Raw genomic sequence first — 19,398 nt, 5'->3', positions numbered from 1 at the left:
CGACGACGAACCCAGGCTCGCCCCCCACCGTCGTCACACGAAGCCCCACGGGCACCGCGACGCCGACAGCAAACGTCCATCCGGATCTCCTTCTCGGTCTGAGCTGCGGTCAGGCATCGTCCTTGGTGTTGGGAAGCACATACTCCACGGCCTTCTTCGCTAGGTGAAGAGGGAAGGGAAGGGCCAGGGGCGCGTCGATGTCGGGTGCGTGGCGCAACTGGTGGACGCAGGCGGCCCACTCGCCGGGCTCTTCTCCGCGTTGGCAGGCGAGGACCGCGATCTCCAGCAGATTGGGGTTGAAGGCGTTCTTGTCGGTGTCCCGGACTTCCTTGCCCGTCCGGTCAATCCGCACACCCTCCTTCCGTGCCTTGATGGACGCCTTCTTCGCGGTGCTGGGTCTATCCGTGGAGCTGTAGAAGACCCGTTCGCCATGCGCCTCGGTGAGGGGCCAGAGGCCGGCCGGGATGCCGTGGTTGCCGTCCGTGGCGTACCACTGAGGGGTCTCGTCGCGGCTGCTGTCCCTCACCCGCAGGAGGCGCAGCCGGTTGCCCCAAAGGGCGACGGGCACGGGGTCACCGTCGTCGACCCAGATGTGGTCCCGCATGACCATGCCGTTGTTCAGCCACGGCCAGCCCCCACGGAGATTCTGCGCATGCACCATGAAGAGCGTCGGCCGATCGCGTAGCTGCGCCAGCAGCGGCCGGAGAAAGGCCGCCGTTCTCCTCTGCAAGTTCTTCTGCTCTTTGTCCCACTGGGAGAAGGAGCTCTGGGTGCCGTCCTCAGCAGCTTCGTCGTCCGCCGCGATCTCGTCTGCGGAGGCGTGGGAGTCGACGCCTTTGGCCAGCCACAGCAGATACTCGGGGTAGGGCGCCCAGCGGCGTTCGTCCTCGATCCAGCCCGACACTCCACGTACGCCGTCGGCCGGACGCACTCTGATGGCGAGCAGTTGCCGGATGGCCTGGCGGGTGGGGCCGTCCTTCCTGCGTTTCGCCATCCATACCGCGACGTACTGCAGGTCCCCTGGGAATGTGTCCACGAAGGTGTGCCGCGGGACGCGTGAGGCTCCGAGCTGTCGGAACGCGTCGATCCACGCCATCTTCGCGCGGTGGGGACGGTTCTTTATCAGAGCCTTGTCTACGGCGGTTTGGAGGAACTGCGTGATCACTCCGGCATCGGCGTAGCCCAGCCGGGCGGCGAACTTCGAGTCGGAACGCTTGATCTTGAAATCTTTCTCGATCTCTACCAGCGCGACCAGCGGCCTGGGTCCGGCTTCGTCGTTCATGGCGTCCGCGATCTCGCTCCGCCGCTTGGCGATGGCCTCGCCCAACTGTTCGCTGCTGGGTGTCTTGGTAGCGCTGACCTCCAGCGCGGCGCCGATGTCCCCGGTGGGCCGTACTTGCAGGATCACGTCGAGCTCTGGCGTTCGCCATGTGAGGGTTTCTTTCGCGCTGTCCGGCGCGGGCAGGCCGAGCAATCCGCTCAGGGACGAGACCAGGGCGTCGCGGGTCCCTTCCTCCTGCCAATGGACGCGGGCGACCAGCGGTGCGCCATCGAGTGCCTCCCGGAGCAGTCGGCGTCGTTCGACGGCCTCCTTGGCCGCCTGCTCTACCTTCTTGTGCTCCAGGATCCGCACGCGATCGGCCTCGTTTACCTTTCTGGGTGCCAGGAGCTTCGTCGGCGCGTTGGACGGCTTGGCGGGCCAAAGAGCGCGATGGCAAACGGGGGTACGGGTGAACTCGGGGGAGATTGCCTCGTCGATCCACGCCATGAGCGGTACTCTGTCCGCGGACATGAGCCCGGCGCCCACTCCGTGGGTTCCCATGGTCGTGTGGTGGGGAATTCCAGCCCTGATGCCCGCGAGTCCCTCAAGGTATTTTCTGGGGTTCCTCCCCAGATCCGCCGCGTCCACCGCGGAGCGCACCAGGCTGGCTGCTGGGAGCAGGTCCGGCCTGTCGATGGCCCGCCACGTGTGCTCGGCTCTCCTGGAGTCGTAGCGAAGCTGGTGGATCGCGATCCGGGTGCTGTCTCCCGATACTCCGGGCCACTGCGTGTCAGTGATCACGTGCACGGACGCCGACCGGCCTGCTGTGTAGACGGTGCCCTGGGCGTTCACTTCGGTCACCCAGCGCCGGACGCCCGTCCGCACGTGCAGCCGGAACTGCGAGGTGAACGGCACGGTCTGCACCGTGATGGTAATGACGTAGGAGAACAGCGCCCCTGGCGTTTCCGACAGATCGCCACGCGGGGGCCATGAAACGAGTTGCGCTCGCCGGTCGGTGATCGGGGTCTCGAGAAACGACCAGGAACGTCCGTTCGCTCCCCTGAACTCGCCATGCCGCTGGATGAGGCGGGCCAAGTAGTCGGGAAGCAGGTGGTACAAGGGTGGCTCGGGCTGGGCGGTCTCCCCGTCGCTCAAGACGTGCCCGGCCAGATCGACGAACTTGGTCCGCCATGGCAGGGCGGTCCTCCTGAGCAGGCTGTAGGCGTGCTTACGGAGGTCCTCGTCGCCGCGCATGCCGAGGAGCCAGACTCCCAGCAGCCCTCGGACGATCCGGTCGTCCACGGGGTGATGCGCGTAGAGCCAAGGGACGTCGTCCTCCATGGAGACCCGCCGGCCCACCGAGATCACATCCGGTGCGGCCAGGGGAAGGAGCGCATTGAGTGACCTGATAGGAAAGGTCTTCACCTTGTCGGCAGGGGTGTCGCCGAGCCCGGACCGATGGGCCTTCTCGAACGCCGCCCGTAGCTCTTTCGGGACATGCAGAACCTGGAAGGGCTTGACCAGTGAGTTCTCTGAGGGCTGGTAGGCGGTCAGGGTGATCGATTCGTACTTCATCGCCATCTCCTCTCGTCGCCATGGAGGGGGGCGGCCTCGGGAGACCCCAGCAGAAGCTCTTTCAGGCCGTCGTAGAGCGGCCGGTAGAGGGCACCCGCGAGATAGATGTTCGCCTCGGTCGCTGGGAGCCGGTGTGGAGGAGCGGGACGGCGCTGCCAATCCGGCGCGTCCCCGAAGTACGGGGCCAGGACGTCGCGCATGCTGACCAGCAGACTGGAGCGCGGGCTATCCCCGCGAAGTCCGGCGGCGCGCTGGGGAGCGAAGGCCGCGTCCACGAAATGCACGCGAGCACCCACGCCACCCCGGGTCAACCGGCCGATCACCTGCCACATCACCACGAGCAGATCCCACGTGAGGTACTCGCGGTCGCTGTCGCTCAGTCGCTTCCACATCAGATGCCGGTTGGCCAGCCAGTGCAGTTCCCTGCGCGCCTGCTTCCGCCATTCCAGGCCGGCGGCGTCCAGCGACATGGCGCTCTGGACGAGCTCGTCGAAGGTACCGCCGGGACGGGTACGGCGGACGGTCAGGTCGTTGAGCGCGTGGATGAGTACGCTGACGTCGCTAGGCGTGGGAAGGGGACGGGCCAGGAAGTAGACCGATCCGAAGAGCGCCTTCTCCTGATCGTTGAGAATGTTGTGTCCTCGTTCGACCGACTGGAGCGGTGCGACGAGGATGGTGTACTTGGTCGCGCCGAAGGTGGCGAGGTCGCCGCGACGGAGCGTGGGAGCGTCTCGGCTCCTGTCCTGGTCGTGGCGCGGGACGTCGGCGGCCTCTTCGTCATCTGAGATGAGGACGCAGATCCTGTCCCTCCACTCTCTGAAGCTCTGGAGAGCCCGGCCCGCTTCTTTGGCGTCCTTATAGCTGCCGGTGAGTATGAGCAGGTGCTGACGGCCGGGCGGTAGGTTTCCGAGTTCTTGCGTGAACCTGGAACGCCCACCTTGGTCCGCCGGATCCGGATCGGCGAGGCCGCGAAGCATCTTCCATAACACGTCGTTCCGATCGGACGACGTGCCGGAGAGCTGCAGCGGTCTCATGGGGTCGCGTGATGAGGCACCCTCGACGGCGTCATAGACGAAGGACGTGAACATGGCGATCTCCGGGTTGGAGGGCTTCTTCGGCTCCTCTACGCGTGCCTTGGCATGCAGCACCGCCTTCACCGGCTCGGCCAGGTGATAGCGGGTGGATGCGCCTGCCCAGCTCGTCCCGGACATCAGCACCACGTTGGGTCCATGGCTGCCGTCCACGGTGTGCAGGGTGGGAAGGACGGACAGAAGCTCGCGGCCCACCCCTGTGCACCGGATGAACCTCAGCTCGCCCGTCTTGGTATATACGTCCCTGGCGTCGGGGACGAACTGGAACGCCAGGATGTTGCCCATGGGGGACTCGGGGATCACCGGAGCGTAGTCGGTCGGGGAGCTGTGGTAGAGCGCGTTGGCGGAGGGATCGAGATTGAGCGCGATCTCCACTCTGGGCCAGAGCGTCGTCAGTAGGTTCAGCCGGTCATGCAGGATTGCCACAAGCAGCGTGAACTCGAACCTGCGACGTTCCCGACGGAGCTCCTCTTTGACGTTTTCCCTCACCTCGGCGTTCAGATCGTTGCCGGAAAGCTCCTCAGGGTCACGCAAGCCCGCGAGCTGGGCAAGAAGGCCATTGAGCTCCTCGGCTACCCTCGGGCTGCCCGGCCTGCTGGTGACCAGGCGTCGGGCGAGCTCCGCGAGCTGGAGTGTCTCCCTGGCCGGCGCGTCGTCGGAGAGCTCGGTCTCGTCATTGTCGCCAACCGGATCGTCTCGGAAGCCGTCGAGTATCTTCAGGATCGCTTCGCGCCGCTTGTCGCGGGACTCCTGAGCGACGCCAGGGTCCTGGCTCAGGTAGGCCAGCAGCTTCGCGCTCGCCTCCTGCCTCGTTTCGTGCTTGGGGTTCACCCACTCGGCTGCTGACGGAACCCGGTCGGGCAGCCGGGTCGCGGGCCACTGGCCGACGAGCTCGAGCTGGAGCGACCAGACGGTGAAGAGATCCGACCCCAGCCACTCGCGAAGTTCGTCATCACTCACGATCATGGCGTAGATGCGATTGGCCGCGGTCGATACGGTGTCCAGCGCGGCGGTCCATTGCTGGACCATCTCGTTTGAGAGCTGGATGCGCCCCTCGCGTGCCAACTCGGCGACATTGTGCCGGTTGATCTCGTCCAGCCAGGAGTCGTCGCCCCGCTTGTACAACGTCGCGGTCGGGGCGAACAGGTGATCCAACCTGATCTGGACCTGGTCGGCTTCATCGACGATCAGTAGGTCTGCGGTCCTACAGGCCAGCTCCAGGTAGCGGATGCGTTCAGGGTTCTGCTGAACGGGCACCGACGAGACCGTGAGCGCCTCCGGAGTGGCGACCCAGATGGTCGCCTCACGGAGCCCTCGTGCGGCATCATGCCTCGGACAGTGGCTCCAGATCGGACATCCCCGCCGGGGCTTCCGCTTCTCCTCCGCGAGGTCGGCCGCGGACTCGCCCCCTTGGGGGGGTTGGTCCAGTGGGATCAGTGACTGGCATGGAGCCTCAAGGTACGGCAGAGGCCCGTCCGCCTCCGCACCCCGCAGCGCGCTGAGCGGGCAGGCGGTGCTCAGGTAGGCGAACGCGGCATCCTGATGCAGGAGGGGCAGCGGAGAGACCTGCCGGAGCCGCCGGTGCAGCCGTCTGGTGTGCTGGTCACGGGTGGATGCTCCGATGAGGGGAATCGCGTGCAGCCTGTCCCATCCGGCGTACGTCTTGTCGCCTTCCTCGATCTTTCGGTCGGCCGCCTCACGCAACTTGTTGAAGACCTGTGCCACACGGAGCGCCTCGGCGACGTCGCCGACGACGAGGACGACGCGCTGTCCCAGTTCAGCCACTGCGTGCGTGGCGAGGATGTCGCGCAGTGTGCTCTTGCCCACTCCTGGAATCCCGATGAGGTTGAGCAGACCGTCGACGACCAGCCGATCGGCTTTGGCAAAGCGCCCGCTCTCCTCGTCCAGCGTGGAGAGCTCCATGCCGAGATACCGTGATTCCCAGTCGGTGAGTGCCTTGGACTGGCCCTGATTCGGCTGGTCGAGCTTCGCCATCTTCTTGGCGGTCTGCCGGAGCGATTCCACGGGTTGGTTGAAGGGCTCCCGGAGGTGCTGGGCCTCCATAGGAAGACGGGAGTCCACCTGCGGCGGCAAGTCTTCGGGGATGGTGATGTGCTGAGCACCGATGGTGCGCCCGTGGAAGAGATGCGGACCCGGATCCGCAATGGTGATTCGGCTCGTGGTGAAGGGCGGCGCAGAGCTCAGAAGGGCGTCGTACAGCTCCAGGCGATGCGCTGCGAGCGAGGGTTGTCTCTGAACCGCTGGCCAGGCCAGGCTTTCTGCGAAGTCGTACATGCGGTGCCGCTCCGGCAGGTGCCGGTACCTCAGCAGGGCGGAACGCCAGACCTCCCGCCGGTGCATGGACTCCAGGTGGTACCGGGCCGCGCGCAGGATACGGCGAAGCCTGTCGTCCGGGCGGCTCGCGACAAGGCCTCGAGCGCGGGAGAAGGGATACCCGCCGAACAAGGCCCATCCGTCGATGGGAGCGAGCTGCGGGCTGACCAGCTCGATGACATGGAGCCCGAGCTCGACGGTGTAGTCGAGCCTCTTGCGTAGATCGTCGTATTCGGAGGCTTCCGCAGCAGGGATGACCGACAACGCCTCACGGAGGTGGTCGCGAAGGTTACGCATGCGAGTCTTTCAGCATTCGACGTCCCTGAGTGGGCTTGGGGCTTGGCGGCTGGAGTCTTCCGAGGCGCGGAGCCGGGGGCCTGCGATAACAAACTCGCGGATCGGCCGGGCAGCGTGGTGGAGGTTCTCGGCAACATGGCGCACGGCGCCGACCAGTACGTTGCGCCGACTGCGGCACTGCGTGGTCTCGCACTGCCAGCCTTCTCCGGAGCCGCCTCTGACGGGCACCAGGACCAGGCCGCAGTGGCCACAGACGGCTATCTCGTCTGTGAGGCTGAAGTATCGCTCGTGAACACGGAGGTAGAGGATGTTGATCAGTTCGTCGGTCACCTGGACGCCGCCGATTCGCTCCAGCTTCAGGAAGGCGATCTCCTGGCTGGACAAGACGGGATGGGCGATCAACCATTCGCGCAACTCCGGGAAGCCGCCGGGGTAGCCGGACTCTTCGTAGAGTGAACGCGCCTCCAGCAGGGCGAGCCGTTCCAGGCTTCTGTCGTGGGCGTCCGGGTGGGCAAACTTCAGGGCGAGCCTGAGGCAGAGCTTCGACGGCCGGATCGGATCGAGCTCGACGAGCAGCCCGGTCAGGTCTTCGCCGTCGGGAAGACTGAGAAACGGCCACGCGTCGATGGGGCTGCTCCAGCAGAGGGCCATGAGATCGGCGAGGGTCCGGGGGCAGCTCAGGTGCTCGCGGTAGGGGGTCAGGTGAAATCCACCGGGGTGTCTCAGGACGCCGATGAGGGCGATGCGGTCGAGCACGCGCTGGGCCAGCGGCGGGTAAGGAACGCTGAAAGCCTCCTCCTTCGGCCAGTCCGCCAGCTGCGCCACCGTCGCGGCCACCATGCCGATGATGCGCCGGGACTCAGCCTCGTCGTACGCCTCGCCTGTGGCGTGGTCGAAGGCGGTGGGCGCGGACGAGGGGAATGGATCGTCCGTCATGGAGCGCTCCGGTCCGGTGTGTTCCTCGGCGAGACCGGGCACCATCGCTGGTAGGAGCAACGGCCGCAGGCCTTCTCGCTGGGCGTCGGGAGATATTCCTCGTCCGCGTGCCAGCGCCGGGTGAGGCCGTGGATCGTATCTCTGGCCCGTTCCTGAACCGACGTCGAGTTTGGGTCAATCACCCGGATGTCGGGTCCGACAGGGGTGAGCAGCTCCAGCTCGACGGCGGAGCGTGGGCCCGCGGGAATCGCCCCGGCCTTGAACAGAAGCACGGCGAGCGCGAGCTGCTGGTACCGGGTCAGCAGGTCGGCGCCGTCGGCCACGAAATCGCCTGCCGTGGTCTTCAGCTCGCGGTACACCCACGAACCGTCGCGCCGATAGAGTAGATCGGCGTCCGCCACGATGAGGACGTCCGCATGCCGGTCGTCGGCGGCTACTGTCTGCTCGGGGTAGGCGATGCTGTCGGGCGCCGTGTCCAGGAAGGGGCACACCTCCAAGTGGGCCGCGAGCATCGCCGCTCCATGCCGCGCGTGCTCGCCTTCCAAAGTCCACTCGCCCGCCGACCAGGAGTCAGGGCTCTCCGGGAGGTCGTCTGGAGCGCATGGCCTTCTGGGTTTCCTGCTGTGCAGCCGCTTCAGCCACGCGTGGACGGCATCACCCCGGCGTACGAACGCGGTCTTCTCGGACTCCTCGTCGGGTGGGAGGCTTAGCGCGCGGAAATGCGCCTTGGCGGGACAGTCGTCGAAGTATCTCCCGGTCGTCGCCGACCAGATCCGTCTCGGGTGGGACGAGTCTCGGATGTCCAAGAACCCGGGAGCGCTGTGGAGCCGACGGCACTCCGACCGGATTTTGCAGTCAAGGCAGTCTCGTCCCGCAATCTCCGTGACCGGACGGTGGAGCGCGCTCAGAGTGTCGGCGGCCTTCGAAATGAAGAAGGATTCGGCGGCTTCGGTCGTATCGTCGTAGAGCACCTGCGGTAGCCCGTCCACGCATCCGATCTCCACGAGGCGGACCCGGCTCGGGAGCGCGGCGGCAGGGGACGAAGCGGTAAACGGAAGGAGCGGGAACGGCTTGCCGCCGCGGTATGGGCCCCGTTTCCTGTCCACGACATCCCGGTCGACACACGATCCCGTCGCCAGCACGTGGGCGGCGGTGGCCAGCTCCGCGTCGGCTCGTCGCTTGGCGCCCGCCTTGCCCATGGCCGGGATGCGGAGCTCGCGGACGGTGTCGTTTCCGTGGCGATAGATGTAGCCGCGTCCCCACGCGCAGAGCTCACGGGTACGGGAGTTGACGACGGCGTCGCTGGATGGATACTGCCGCACCCAGGGCCCGGCTGGCCGGAGACCGACCGCGGCCTGGAGGTGCCGGTCCTCTTCGAGCGCGCGAAGGTAGTTGCGCACCGCGTCATGTGTCCACGCCAGCAGCCCCTCGTGTAGCGGGGCAATCAGCTCGCCAGCGATGTCACGCGCCGCGTCGCCGCGGAGGGGAAGATGCGAGAAGGCTTCATCCAGCGGGACCTGGTAGTTTTCGACGAGTTCGAGGACGGCACTGAAGGGCGAGAAAGCCATGCTGGCGAAACGTGAAGACTTTTTTCTTTCCGACCGTTTCACGGAGTAGTCAGTTTTGGCGGCCAGGTAGGTCGGACAACTCTTCGGAGAAGTTGTGGCCGAGCTGCTGTAAATACGGATGACGGCGTTGTCGCGCTCGTGGTTCGACGGGCTCATTTGACCTCCGGGGACGTCAGGTTAGCATAGCTTTCGCTGCACATAAGAGCCGATTAATTTACCGGCCAAAAGGCTTTCTGGCTGCTTGGGGCAGCCGCACAGGAGGTGTGGTGGACGTCGGGGACACAATCCACGACCGTTTCGAACTCAAACGCAGGCTGGGGCGCGGAGGGATGGGCGACGTCTGGCTCGCATGGGACGAGGACTTCGAGCGGAAGGTCGCGATCAAGTTCATGATCGAGAAGTCCGTCATCGGCGAGACTGATGTGATCTCGACGGAGGACTACCACGACCTGCGCCGACGATTCGAACGGGAGGGCCTGGCGACGGCTGCTCTCGATCACCCGGCGATCCCGGCCGTTCACCACCGGGGCGTCTGGCGCGGCTCCTCGGGAGGGGAGATGCCCTACCTCGTGATGCAGTACATCGAGGGCAAGACCGTCGAGGACCTGCAGGAGGAGCGGGGTGGCTTCCTTGAACCGGAGGAGGCGGCGTGTCTGGCCGTGCAGTTGTGTTCGGCGCTCGCAGTGGCGCATGACGCGAACGTCGTGCACCGCGATCTCAAGCCGGCGAACCTCATGGTCGGTCCCTCGGGAATGATCAAAATCATCGATTTCGGTGTGGCGTTCATCGTCGACTCCGAGAAGTCGAGGATTACCAGGAGTAGGTACTCCAGCCCGGGAACGAGTGGATACGTGGCGCCGGAGGTTCTGAAGGGAGCTAGCCCGGGAGGCACGGCGGCCGATCTATACGCGCTGGGAATCGTCGTATACGAGCTGCTGGGGGGACCTGTGTTCCGCGCGGCCACAGCTACGGACCTCGACGCCGCGCATCTGTACAAGGACCCGCAGCCCTTGTGCGAACGGAGGCCGACGGTTCCGCGAGATCTGGGTGAGGCGGTCGACCGGTTGCTGATCAAGGATCCGGCGGAGCGCCTCGTCGGCGCCCGTGAGGTGTCGGCCCTGATGAGGAGGCATGTCCCCGCGGCAGGTTCTCCGGGTATCGGCCATCCCGCGAAGTTCGATGTCACGCTGCCGTTCAGGACGCCGTTCGCTCCGCTCGCGCGACCGGACGATAGCTTCCGGCCGCCGATGGTCGCGGTGGCGGGGGTCGCCATGTCGGTGGGAGATGCACAGCTGGGACGCGCGCGCGAGCTCTGGGACTTGGGTGACCGTGACGCGGCACTCCGTCTTGTTGAGCACGTGATGGAGGAGGCCAGGCGGGAGCAGGGCGATGTGGGGAAAGGGGCCGTACGGGCCTGGCTGCTTTACGCGGAGTGGCTCCACGCCGCGGGGCGCGTGGGCGCGGCGGTCGGCGAGCTCAGGGACATGCTCCGGGTTTTCGACCTCAAACTGGGCAGACGGGACAAACGGGCATTGGAAGTGCGTGAGCTGCTCAGGAGATACGAGTCGGGGAAAGAATGACGGGCGAGGAAGTCTGCTCGCCCGTCTGTATACTATCGAATCGGCCGCTTCGGATTCGTGGGTCGCTTTTTCTTCGCCATGGCGCCTCCCGATTCTCGGAGTTTCCGCGGGAAACCGCGGAGCGTTCGGCCAGCTGAGCTACTGCGCCAGTATATCGCTTCCGCTTGCCCGGCGACGGCTATTTCTGGAACAATGCCGCCGCCTCCTTGGCGCGTATCTCGCGGACCTGGTCGGTGTCCCCGAGACCAATGTCCTCAAGAATGGCGATGGCGAGGAGCCAGTGCTCGACGGCGCTGTTCCGGTCGCCTGTCGCCAGCGCGCTGTTACCCATGCTGTCCAGCGTACGGACCTCGTTGGCGCGGTAGCCGATCTCCCTGTACAGGCGAAGGCATTGCTCGAAATAGCCGAGCGCGGCCTTGTGATCGCCGAGGAACTGGTAGATGCAAGCGATGCTGTCGAGATCGGCTGCCCGGCTGTTGGGGACGTTCAGCTCGCCGTGCAGGTCGGCGGCCCGCGTACAGTACATCAGGGCCTCCTGGTGTTCTCCCCGCATGGCCAGGCTCCAGCCGATGCCGTTCAGGGCGTCCGCGAGCGCGCTATGGGCTCCAGCCTCCCGGAATCCGTTGGCGGCGAGGCCGTACTGCTTCAGGGCCGCCTCGTGATCCTCCGCGTAGGAGTGACTGACCGCCAAGACATAGCGGCAGTCGGCTTCCGCGCGTGCCGAACGTCCCGGCCCCAGCGTCGTCAAGGCTTGCCGGCCGTACTCGACGCTCTCGGCGTGGGCTCCCAGCCGGCGCAGGGTGATGGCCAACTGGCGGAGGAAGTAGGACCGGATCTCTGGGTCCTCGGGCTTCGATGGATCGTCCGTGATCGAGCGCAACATCGTCGCGCAGTCGTTCCATCGCCCGTGGTACCACATGTTCTCGATGAGAGAGTCCACGATTGCCTGGGCCTTGCCCTCCAAACCATGTTCCTCGGCGTACCGCACGGCGGCGAGGAAACGCGGCGAGTCCTGGCTAGCGAGACGGGTGCCGGGGCTTGTGGCGGCGGCCAGGTCGGCGTAGTGCTTGATGAGCCTTTCGCAGGCACGGTCGTGGACGTCTTGGAGGCGCCGATCCCCACGGCAGAGGGAGAGGGCGTAGTCACGGAGGAGCTCGTGCATCTGGAAGCCGCCGTGCGCGTTCTCTTGGAGCAGGTGGAAATGGCGTAACCGGCGGAGCAGGGCCAACCCTGTTCGAGCGTCCTCGAGGCTGGCGAGCGCGGCGGCTCCCGTGCTGTCGATGTCAGGGCCCGGGGCCGCGCCGACCAGGACGAAGAAATCCCGCAGCTCGGCAGGAAGTGCGAGATACGTCCAGGAGAAGACGGTGCGGAGCGCGGAGTTCGGCTCGTGCAGGTCGAGGAAGTCCAGTCGGCTGTCGGCGTCGGTCAGAACGGACACGATCTGGTCCAGTGACAGCCCGGGTAGGTGCCGGATGTGGGATCCGGCGATTGCCAGGGCTAGAGGATTGCCACCGCAGGCGGCCAGAACGGTGGCGATCGCGGCGGGCTCGGCGGCTGCTCGGTCGGCGCCTATGTGCCGGATCAGCAGATCCTGGGATTCGTGGGTCGGTAGTGGAGTCAGGTGGAGGTGCGTGACGTCGGTTCCCCGCAGGAGGGTCCCCAACCTGGTGCGGCTGGTAGCGATGATGGCGGAAGGCCCGTGGCGCGGGAGCAGGTGGAGGACGCTCTCGCTGTCCCGGACGTTGTCCATGACGATGACGAACCGCCTCGCCCCCACCGCGTCTAGGTAGTGCAGTCGGCGGCCTTCCGGGTCCTTTCCTGCGGCCGCATCGGCCTCGCCCATCTGTTCCAGGAGCACCTCGACCGCCTCGGCGGACGACATGGGGGCGGTCGGACCGAAGCCTCGGAAGTCGACGAACAACTGCCCGTCGGGGAAGTCCTGGGCAGCCTCGTTGGCCATGTTGATGGCGAGAGTGGTTTTTCCCAAGCCGGGGCCGCCGGTGACAGCAATGCAGCGACGCTCCGCCGTCGGTCCGGCGTCGAGCAGATCGTAGTCGCCGCGGCGCACGTACGGCTGAGGGAGGACAGGAAGGCAGTTGCGTCGCGGACCGGCCGCGGGCTGCATCGGCGCTTCCTCGCGAAGCACGGCCTGGACCAGTTCCTGCCGCCGCCACCACCGCTGGGCCGCCGCTGCTTCGCCGCCGCGCCCGGCGAGCTTGCTGAAGGGTTCGTCGATGAGCGAGTCACCCAGAGCCGCGCGCAGAGCCTGCTCGCTGCGGAAGAGGTCGATTCCGTCGGGCTTCTTGAGATCCAGCCGGATGACCTCGGCGCACCGCAGGAACGCTCGCAAGTCGGAATCGGAGGGCTTGCGACCGATGATGGCCGTCCAACGGGTTACGACGACCTCGACGAAGGTTTCGAGCGCCCTCCGCTGGGCGATCGTCGACGCCGCTGCCCGGAGGGGGAGGTCGGCCGGGTGTCCACGGAGGCGCAGGAGCACGATGCCCAGCTGGTCGAAGGCGCGGCTCCCATCATGGTTCGTGGCGATCACGAGCCGGTCTCGCGAGAGGTCGACAGGGCGGACGCCCGAACTCGTGTGGATACCGCCGACGAAGGCGCGCACTATCTGGTCGATGGCCTTCACCAGATCTTCGGTCTGCGCGTCCAGCCGTCTCATCCCGGCCTTCGCCTGTATGAGGATGAACCCGCCGCCGGACACGGTGACGCCCACATCGTCGACGGGGAGTCCGGTCTCGCACCCCACCGCTTCTATCCGGACGGCGGCGCCGAGCCCGAGCTCGGTCAGCGGCATCTCCACGATGGCGCGCACGGCCCACCAGGCGAAAACCTGAGCCTGGAAGGTGAGGCCACGCGCAGCTCTCGCCCCACCGGCTGATGATCTGGCCGCGGCCTGGTGATGGGACTCGTCCATGGCCTCCCCGCCGCCTCGCAGATCCACTGATCGGAGCATCTCACAATCGGTCCCGGCCGGGTTCGTCGTCATCCTCGGGCAGGGGCGTTCCATCTGGGACGGCAAGGAGTCTTACCGCGAAGACGATGTCGCCGGGAAACTCGTCACCTCGACGCGCCCGTGCGCTCGGTGACCGCCGTGACGATGGAGAGTCCCACGTCCGTGCTGTCAGCTTGGCAGGAACGCCAGGCCTCGCCGCAGGTGAGCGGCCGAAGATCGAGGACGCCGCCGATGGGGAGATGCCGGGCCCGTTGTCATGGACTCGGAGGACGAGCTCGCGTGCTCGCGGAGCTGTGATCAAGACCGACGGCAGCGGCAACACTCAGAACTCCCTTTTTGCCGGGCTTCACCCGTCCCTGCGGACTTGCGGATAAAGAAGCGGGTCGCGTACACGTCGTGGTGGCCGACGAACATCGCTTTGAACAACGCCAGCTTCTCGGCCGGAGACGATGATGCGTCCATATACGGCAAGCCATCCTGTGGCCAATCGACGGGAATGGAGGGGGCTGGACAGGATTTACGTGCCGCGATCGCCGAGGCCGTGGTTAGCGGCAGGAGCAGCTGCTTGAGCTAGTCGTTCTCCTCACGTAGCTCTGTGATCTCGACCAATGTGGCGTCCAACTGCATCCGTAGTTCGACCGCGTCGTCCCAATCGGCCCACAGGTCCACGGACCTATCCTGCGTGATTCTCTCATGCAGCCAAGCAGACGCTGAACGTGGCAGTGCTTGACAGGTACTCTCACGAAGAGGCGTGGACGAATTCACGTGAGGCCTTTGGATCTGGCGGCAGGGAGTTCCGTCATTCGTGATCGATTCTTGGATTGTTGAACAAGATTTCTGCTGCCTTGATGACAGGGTGGACGGAGTTGAGGACGAGTGCGCGTTGGGCAGGGGTATGTCGGCCGGAGTATCCGGCGGTTGTCTGGTAGGACTCGTGTCCGGCGATGAGTTGCATGACGCCTCGTGCTACGCCGCCGTCGCGGAGCATGGTGATCATGGTGTGGCGAAGTGCGTGCGGGGTGATGTGTTTGGCCAGCCCGCGTTGGCGGGCGAGTTCGAGGGCGGGTTGGAGCACGTTGTTGCGCTGGTTGGCGTAGTCGATGTAGCCGCCGCTGTTTCTCTGAAAGAGAGGCTGGCCAGGGTTTTTACCGTTCGCGTGGTGCGCCAGGAGTATGGCCAACTCATGGCAGATGGGTATGTCGCGCTGCTTCTTGCCCTTCGGGTAGAGCCTGAGCTGCCATTGCCGGCGGCTGGTCGTCTCGTTCAGCAGGTAGGCGTACGCCTGAGTCACATGGATCACGCATCCGGCCGGGTCCAGGCCGGACACATGGAGCCCGGCGATCTCGCCCCAGCGCAGGCCGGTGGCCATCTCGGTCACGATGAACAGACCGGTGTCGGGGTCGACGTCGTGGACTGCCTGGAGGTAGATGCCGACCTCGGCTCCGTACAGGATAGCCCGGGAAGTCACTGGGCCGGTCGGCAGGCGAAAGCCGTCACAAGGAGATGAGCTGAGAAACGGTGGTTCACCGTTCTCTCCCTGCTGCATTGCCGCCTTGAAGACCGGCTTGATCGCGCCCCGATAAACCTTCGCCGCTGTGGCCGGAGAGAGCGTCCCGGGGGTCGATGGTGCGGGTCGGGGAGAGCCTGCGTCCCGCCACTGCCGCAGCACGCCGGGCGGCACGCGTCCGGTCTTCTTGACCGCAATGTCATTGGCTCGTGCCCATCGTCGTGCCGCCTGCTCATCCGACATGGGAGGGGTGGGCTGGTGTTCGTTGCGTGCGGATGGTTTGGCGAGCATCCATTCCGCCCATTCGCGCAGCACTCGACGGGTGACCCGGTCCAGGGGCAGGTGGCCGAAGAAGGGGAAGACATGCCGTTCGGCCTCGGTCAGGTAGACGAAGCGCTGGGTGGGAGCGGCGCCGAGTCGGGTGGCATAGTCGTGGCGGGCGTACTTCTCGAAGGTCGGCATTTCGGCGTCGAGGGTGCCGTCGAAGTGCGGGTCCTCGATGCCGTGGCAGCCTTTAGGGTAGCCGTGCGGACGATTCTCGCCGCTGAGCTCGACCAAGGTCGCGAAGTCTTCGGCGGTCTGCCGCTCGTAGCAGGTCTCGAAGTCTTCCTTTCCGCCTCTTCCCCCACCGATACGCCGCTTCACCAGCCACGATCTCGCGCCGTTCTTGGCCATGCGTTCGATGATCCGCGCCACAACTCCCCCTAACTGTCCGAAGACGCATGGTGGAGGAAAGAGCTGGCACAGACGGCCACGACTCGCATCAACAAACGGACTTTCACCATCGCGTGGTGATATGCGGGAACATCGGGGGAACATGATCTTCGTGACGGTCCCGCCAGGCCGTGTTGCCACCTCGAGAAAGCGCTTTCGACATGGGTTATGAGTGGTAGGGCGCCCGGGGCTCGAACCCGGAACCTACGGATTAAAAGTCCGCAGCTCTGCCAATTGAGCTAACGCCCCTCGCAACAGCAAGGGTACAGAGATTACCGCGCCGCCCGCGACGCCTCCATCACCGGTACGCGCTCAGGCCGGTCAGCGCCTCCCCCAGCACCAGCGTGTGGATCTCCTGCGTCCCCTCGTATGTCAGGACACTTTCGAGGTTGTTCATGTGCCTGATCACAGGGTACTCCAGCGTGATCCCGTTCCCACCCAGAATAGTGCGGGCCTGGCGGGCGATGTCGAGTGCGGCTCGTACGTTCGCCAGCTTGCCGAAGCTGATCTGCCGGGGATCCAGCTGGCCGGCGTCCTTCAACTGGCCCAGGTGGAGGGCGGTGAGGCCGGCCTGGGCGGTGCCGACGTACATCCAGGCGAGTTTCTCCTGGGTCAGCTGGAAGGCGCCGATCGGCTTGTCGAACTGGACCCGGGTCTTCGCGTACGAGACGGCGGCCTCCAGGCAGGCGCGGGCCGCGCCCACGACGCCCCAGACGATGCCGTAGCGGGCTTCCGAGAGGCAGGAAAGCGGGCCGCGCAGGCCGGTGACGCCGGGGAGGACGGCGGAGGCGGGCAGGCGTACGTCGTCGAAATAGAGGGATGAGGTCACCGAGGCCCTGAGGGACAGCTTCTTGTGGATCTCAGGGGCGGAGAAGCCGGGGGTGGAGGTGGGGACGACGAAGCCGCGGATGCCTTCGTCGGTCTGGGCCCAGACCACGGCGACGTCGGCGATCGAGCCGTTGGTGATCCACATCTTGGCGCCGTTCAGGATCCAGTCGGATCCGTCTTTCTTGGCGTAAGTCCGCATGTTGGCGGGGTCGGAACCGTGGTCCGGCTCCGTCAGGCCGAAGCAGCCGATCGCCGAGCCGGCCGCCATCCGGGGCAGCCATTCTTCCTTCTGCTCGTCCGAGCCGTATCGCCAGATAGGGAACATGGCCAGCGACCCTTGGACGGACACGAAGGACCTGACGCCCGAATCGCCCGCCTCCAGCTCCCGGCACGCCACCCCGTACGACACCGCGTCCGTCCCGGCGCAGCCGTACCCCTCCAGATGCATCCCGAGCACCCCGAGAGCACCGAGAGCCGGCGCGAGCTCGCGCGCCGGGAAACGTGCCTCCTCGAACCAGTCCCCCACCTGCGGCAGGACGTGGTCGGCGACGAAGGATCTGACCGTGTCGCGGATCAGCCGCTGGTCGGCGTTGAGCCGGTCGTCCAGGCGCATCAGATCGTCCATCACGGGTCCTTCCGGTTAGTAAGGGACTACCAGGGTTCTACCAGGGGGAATCCTGATGTGCGAACACCCGGGCCAAGGGCAGTCTTGAGGCATGAGCGAATACAACGTCAAGAAGCTGCGCCGGACGCACAAGGGTCGGATCATCGCGGGTGTCTGCTCCGGCATCGGTGAATACGTCGGGATCGACGCCAACCTGGTGCGGATCGCGCTGGCCATCGCGACGCTGTTCGGCGGGGCGGGCGTCGGCGTGTACGCGATCGGCTGGCTCCTCATGCCCGACGAGAACAGCGACACCTCGATCGTTCAGGACCTGATCGCCAAGCAGCGGAGCCGGACGGACTGGGGCAGCGAGCACAAGCCCCACGCGTGATCAGGCAGTGGCGGGCACCGGCTTCCGGGGCCCGGCCCAGATCATGGCGAGCACGGCCGCGCTGATCACTCCCGAGATCCCGGCCAGCGCGACCACCGGCTCCGGGCCGAGCCTCTCCGCCGCGAACCCGCCGATCAGGATCCCGATCCCCTGTACGGCCATCAACCCCGACTGTACGAGGCCGAACGCCTGGGCACGCTGCTCCGGCGGCACCCACTGGACGAAAGCCGCATTGGCCGCGAGCTGGTAGGCACCCCCGACCCCCGACAAGAACCACGCCCCCAGCACCACGGCCAGCGGCGGCCGCAACGCGGTCACGATCAGCGGTGCGCAGCTCAGTATGGCCAGCCACCCCATCAGCCGCATCCGCCGCTGCGGCGACACGAACCTGCTGAACAGGAACGCCCCCACCACCGTCCCGGCCGGCATCGCCGCCATCAGCAACCCGGTGATCACCGGCACCGGCAGCGAACCCGTGTAGAGCTTGGCCGCGTACGGCACGGCGATTCCCTCGGGCAGGATGTAGAACCCACACAACCACGCGAACAGGACAAGCGTCCGCAATCTCCGCGACCGGAAGACGAGCCGCGCCCCGGCCCTGGTCATCGTCCACATGGACGGTTTCGAGCCGTCACGGTTCGCGGGTGGACGGCGGCGCACGCCGGAGACAAGGATCAGCGCGGACGCCAGGAACGTCGCGGCGTCCAGCGCGAGCGCGCGGTACGGGCCCAGGGTCGCGATCACGGCTCCGCCCGCCGCGAAACCGAGCATCTGCACCGCCTGGTTCGTCATGTTCTGGAGGGCAGAGCCCAGTACGTAGAGGTCGCCTTCGAGGACCTCGGGCAGCAACGCCGCCCGGGCGGCCGAGAACGGCGCGCTCAGCAGCACCACCAGGAACACCAGCGAGCAGAGCGCCCAGAACGGCATGCCCGGCAGCGCCATCACGCCCACCAGCGCGGCCCGGATCAGGTCGCAGGTCAGCATGACGCCCCTGCGCGCGAACCGGTCCGCCAGCCCCGCCAGCAGCGGCCCGCCGACGATCGACGGCAGGTAGGTCAGCGCGTAGACGGCAGCGGTGGCCAGCGGCGAACGCGTGCGATCGTAGACGAGGACGGCAAGCGCCACCTGCGCGAGTTGGTCACCAAGGAGCGAGAGGCCCTGGCCGTACCAGAGCGCCCTGAACTCCCTGATGGCGATGACTTCACGATATGTCGCTTGTGCTGCGTCGGCACGGCGATGCCGTCCGTGCGGCCGTCGCGCCCGCATGGCCCCCATTGCACTCCGCTGCGCCTCACTTAATGTGCTCGGTATGTCACCTAAGGTGCCCGATCACGATAGCAAGCCGCAACCCAAAGCAGTTAACCAAAAGCAAAGGGTTACCAGCCCAGCTCGTGAAGGCGCTCGTCATCGATGCCGAAATGGTGGCCGACCTCATGCACGACCGTGATCCGCACCTCGGCGACCACGTCCTCCTCCGTATCGCAAATCTGACATATCGGATTGCGGTAGATCTCGATGCGGTCGGGCAGAACTGCGGAGTACCAGTCGCCGCGTTCCGTGAGGGGGACACCGGTGTACAGGCCGAGCAGGTGGGGCTCCGGCGGATCATCGACGACAGTGACGACGACGTTGCTCATGGCTCGGGTGAGCTCCGGAGGAATCGTGTCCAATGCCTCGGCCACGAGTTCCTCGAACTTCTCCCGCGAAACCTCGATCACCCTTGCCATTCTGCCCCCTTGTT

11 protein-coding genes and 1 tRNA gene are annotated in these 19,398 nt (G+C 66.1%); 2 read left to right on the top strand and 10 right to left on the bottom strand.

Annotated features, from left to right (window positions below):
- Positions 1 to 109: 109 nt before the first annotated feature.
- Genes BLS95_RS22600 through BLS95_RS22585 form a run of 4 tightly spaced genes read right to left on the bottom strand, consistent with a single transcriptional unit; the run spans position 110 to position 9,218 of the window.
- Positions 110 to 2,836 (bottom strand): pPIWI_RE module domain-containing protein, encoded by a 2,727-nt coding sequence (locus BLS95_RS22600; RefSeq protein ID WP_176993334.1) that lies wholly within the window; start codon positions 2,834 to 2,836, stop codon positions 110 to 112.
- Positions 2,833 to 6,558 carry a pPIWI_RE_Z domain-containing protein gene (locus BLS95_RS22595; RefSeq protein WP_090934422.1) on the bottom strand — a complete coding sequence of 1,242 codons (3,726 nt, stop codon included), beginning with the start codon at positions 6,556 to 6,558 and terminating at the stop codon, positions 2,833 to 2,835. Before BLS95_RS22595 ends, BLS95_RS22600 begins: the two co-directional genes overlap by 4 nt.
- Positions 6,559 to 6,567: 9 nt before the next feature.
- Positions 6,568 to 7,494 (bottom strand): pPIWI_RE_Y domain-containing protein, encoded by a 927-nt coding sequence (locus BLS95_RS22590; RefSeq protein WP_090934419.1) that lies wholly within the window; start codon positions 7,492 to 7,494, stop codon positions 6,568 to 6,570.
- Positions 7,491 to 9,218 carry a PD-(D/E)XK nuclease family protein gene (locus tag BLS95_RS22585; protein ID WP_090934416.1) on the bottom strand — a complete coding sequence of 576 codons (1,728 nt, stop codon included), beginning with the start codon at positions 9,216 to 9,218 and terminating at the stop codon, positions 7,491 to 7,493. The genes BLS95_RS22590 and BLS95_RS22585 overlap by 4 nt, the downstream gene beginning before the upstream one ends.
- Before the next feature lie 110 nt (positions 9,219 to 9,328).
- Here BLS95_RS22585 and BLS95_RS22580 point away from each other — a divergent pair, with 110 nt between their 5' ends.
- Positions 9,329 to 10,642, top strand: coding sequence for a serine/threonine-protein kinase (locus BLS95_RS22580; RefSeq protein WP_090934414.1), 1,314 nt, complete (start codon positions 9,329 to 9,331; stop codon positions 10,640 to 10,642).
- Between the two features lie 178 nt (positions 10,643 to 10,820).
- Here the strand turns inward: BLS95_RS22580 and BLS95_RS22575 are convergent, their stop codons facing one another.
- From BLS95_RS22575 to BLS95_RS22560, 4 genes are all read right to left on the bottom strand, one after another.
- The gene (locus BLS95_RS22575; RefSeq protein WP_176993333.1) at positions 10,821 to 13,574 is read right to left on the bottom strand and encodes a tetratricopeptide repeat protein; all 2,754 of its coding nucleotides are present in this window, start codon (positions 13,572 to 13,574) and stop codon (positions 10,821 to 10,823) included.
- Positions 13,575 to 14,412: 838 nt separating this feature from the next.
- The gene (locus BLS95_RS22570) at positions 14,413 to 15,816 is read right to left on the bottom strand and encodes a tyrosine-type recombinase/integrase (RefSeq protein WP_176993332.1); all 1,404 of its coding nucleotides are present in this window, start codon (positions 15,814 to 15,816) and stop codon (positions 14,413 to 14,415) included.
- A 191-nt stretch (positions 15,817 to 16,007) separates the two neighbouring features.
- A tRNA-Lys gene (locus tag BLS95_RS22565) sits at positions 16,008 to 16,083 on the bottom strand.
- Between the two features lie 49 nt (positions 16,084 to 16,132).
- On the bottom strand, positions 16,133 to 17,287 hold the full coding sequence (locus tag BLS95_RS22560; RefSeq protein ID WP_090934403.1) for an acyl-CoA dehydrogenase family protein: 1,155 nt from the start codon (positions 17,285 to 17,287) through the stop codon (positions 16,133 to 16,135).
- Between the two features lie 91 nt (positions 17,288 to 17,378).
- On the opposite strand from BLS95_RS22560, the gene BLS95_RS22555 reads away from it, so the two are divergent.
- Positions 17,379 to 17,657 carry a PspC domain-containing protein gene (locus BLS95_RS22555; RefSeq protein WP_090934401.1) on the top strand — a complete coding sequence of 93 codons (279 nt, stop codon included), beginning with the start codon at positions 17,379 to 17,381 and terminating at the stop codon, positions 17,655 to 17,657.
- On the opposite strand, the gene BLS95_RS22550 is transcribed toward BLS95_RS22555, so the two are convergent.
- Positions 17,658 to 18,923 carry an MFS transporter gene (locus tag BLS95_RS22550; protein WP_245765211.1) on the bottom strand — a complete coding sequence of 422 codons (1,266 nt, stop codon included), beginning with the start codon at positions 18,921 to 18,923 and terminating at the stop codon, positions 17,658 to 17,660.
- A gap of 110 nt (positions 18,924 to 19,033) precedes the next feature.
- Positions 19,034 to 19,384, bottom strand: a complete 351-nt coding sequence (locus tag BLS95_RS22545; RefSeq protein ID WP_176993331.1) for a metallopeptidase family protein — start codon at positions 19,382 to 19,384, stop codon at positions 19,034 to 19,036.
- Positions 19,385 to 19,398 lie beyond the last annotated feature (14 nt).

Origin of the sequence: Nonomuraea jiangxiensis (genome assembly GCF_900099965.1) — a bacterium.
Lineage (GTDB): Bacteria > Actinomycetota > Actinomycetes > Streptosporangiales > Streptosporangiaceae > Nonomuraea > Nonomuraea jiangxiensis.
The sequence above is the reverse complement of the archived record's forward strand: the minus strand, read 5'-3'. Positions and strand labels throughout refer to the sequence as shown.

What these genes read in the sequence shown, in the direction of transcription:
- BLS95_RS22600 (WP_176993334.1), bottom strand. Translation starts at nt 2,836, where the DNA reads ATGAAGTACGAATCGATCACCCTGACCGCCTACCAGCCCTCAGAGAAC.
- BLS95_RS22595 (WP_090934422.1), bottom strand. Translation starts at nt 6,558, where the DNA reads ATGCGTAACCTTCGCGACCACCTCCGTGAGGCGTTGTCGGTCATCCCT.
- BLS95_RS22590 (WP_090934419.1), bottom strand. Translation starts at nt 7,494, where the DNA reads ATGACGGACGATCCATTCCCCTCGTCCGCGCCCACCGCCTTCGACCAC.
- BLS95_RS22585 (WP_090934416.1), bottom strand. Translation starts at nt 9,218, where the DNA reads ATGAGCCCGTCGAACCACGAGCGCGACAACGCCGTCATCCGTATTTAC.
- BLS95_RS22575 (WP_176993333.1), bottom strand. Translation starts at nt 13,574, where the DNA reads ATGGACGAGTCCCATCACCAGGCCGCGGCCAGATCATCAGCCGGTGGG.
- BLS95_RS22560 (WP_090934403.1), bottom strand. Translation starts at nt 17,287, where the DNA reads ATGGACGATCTGATGCGCCTGGACGACCGGCTCAACGCCGACCAGCGG.
- BLS95_RS22555 (WP_090934401.1), top strand. Translation starts at nt 17,379, where the DNA reads ATGAGCGAATACAACGTCAAGAAGCTGCGCCGGACGCACAAGGGTCGG.
- BLS95_RS22550 (WP_245765211.1), bottom strand. Translation starts at nt 18,923, where the DNA reads ATGCGGGCGCGACGGCCGCACGGACGGCATCGCCGTGCCGACGCAGCA.
- BLS95_RS22545 (WP_176993331.1), bottom strand. Translation starts at nt 19,384, where the DNA reads ATGGCAAGGGTGATCGAGGTTTCGCGGGAGAAGTTCGAGGAACTCGTG.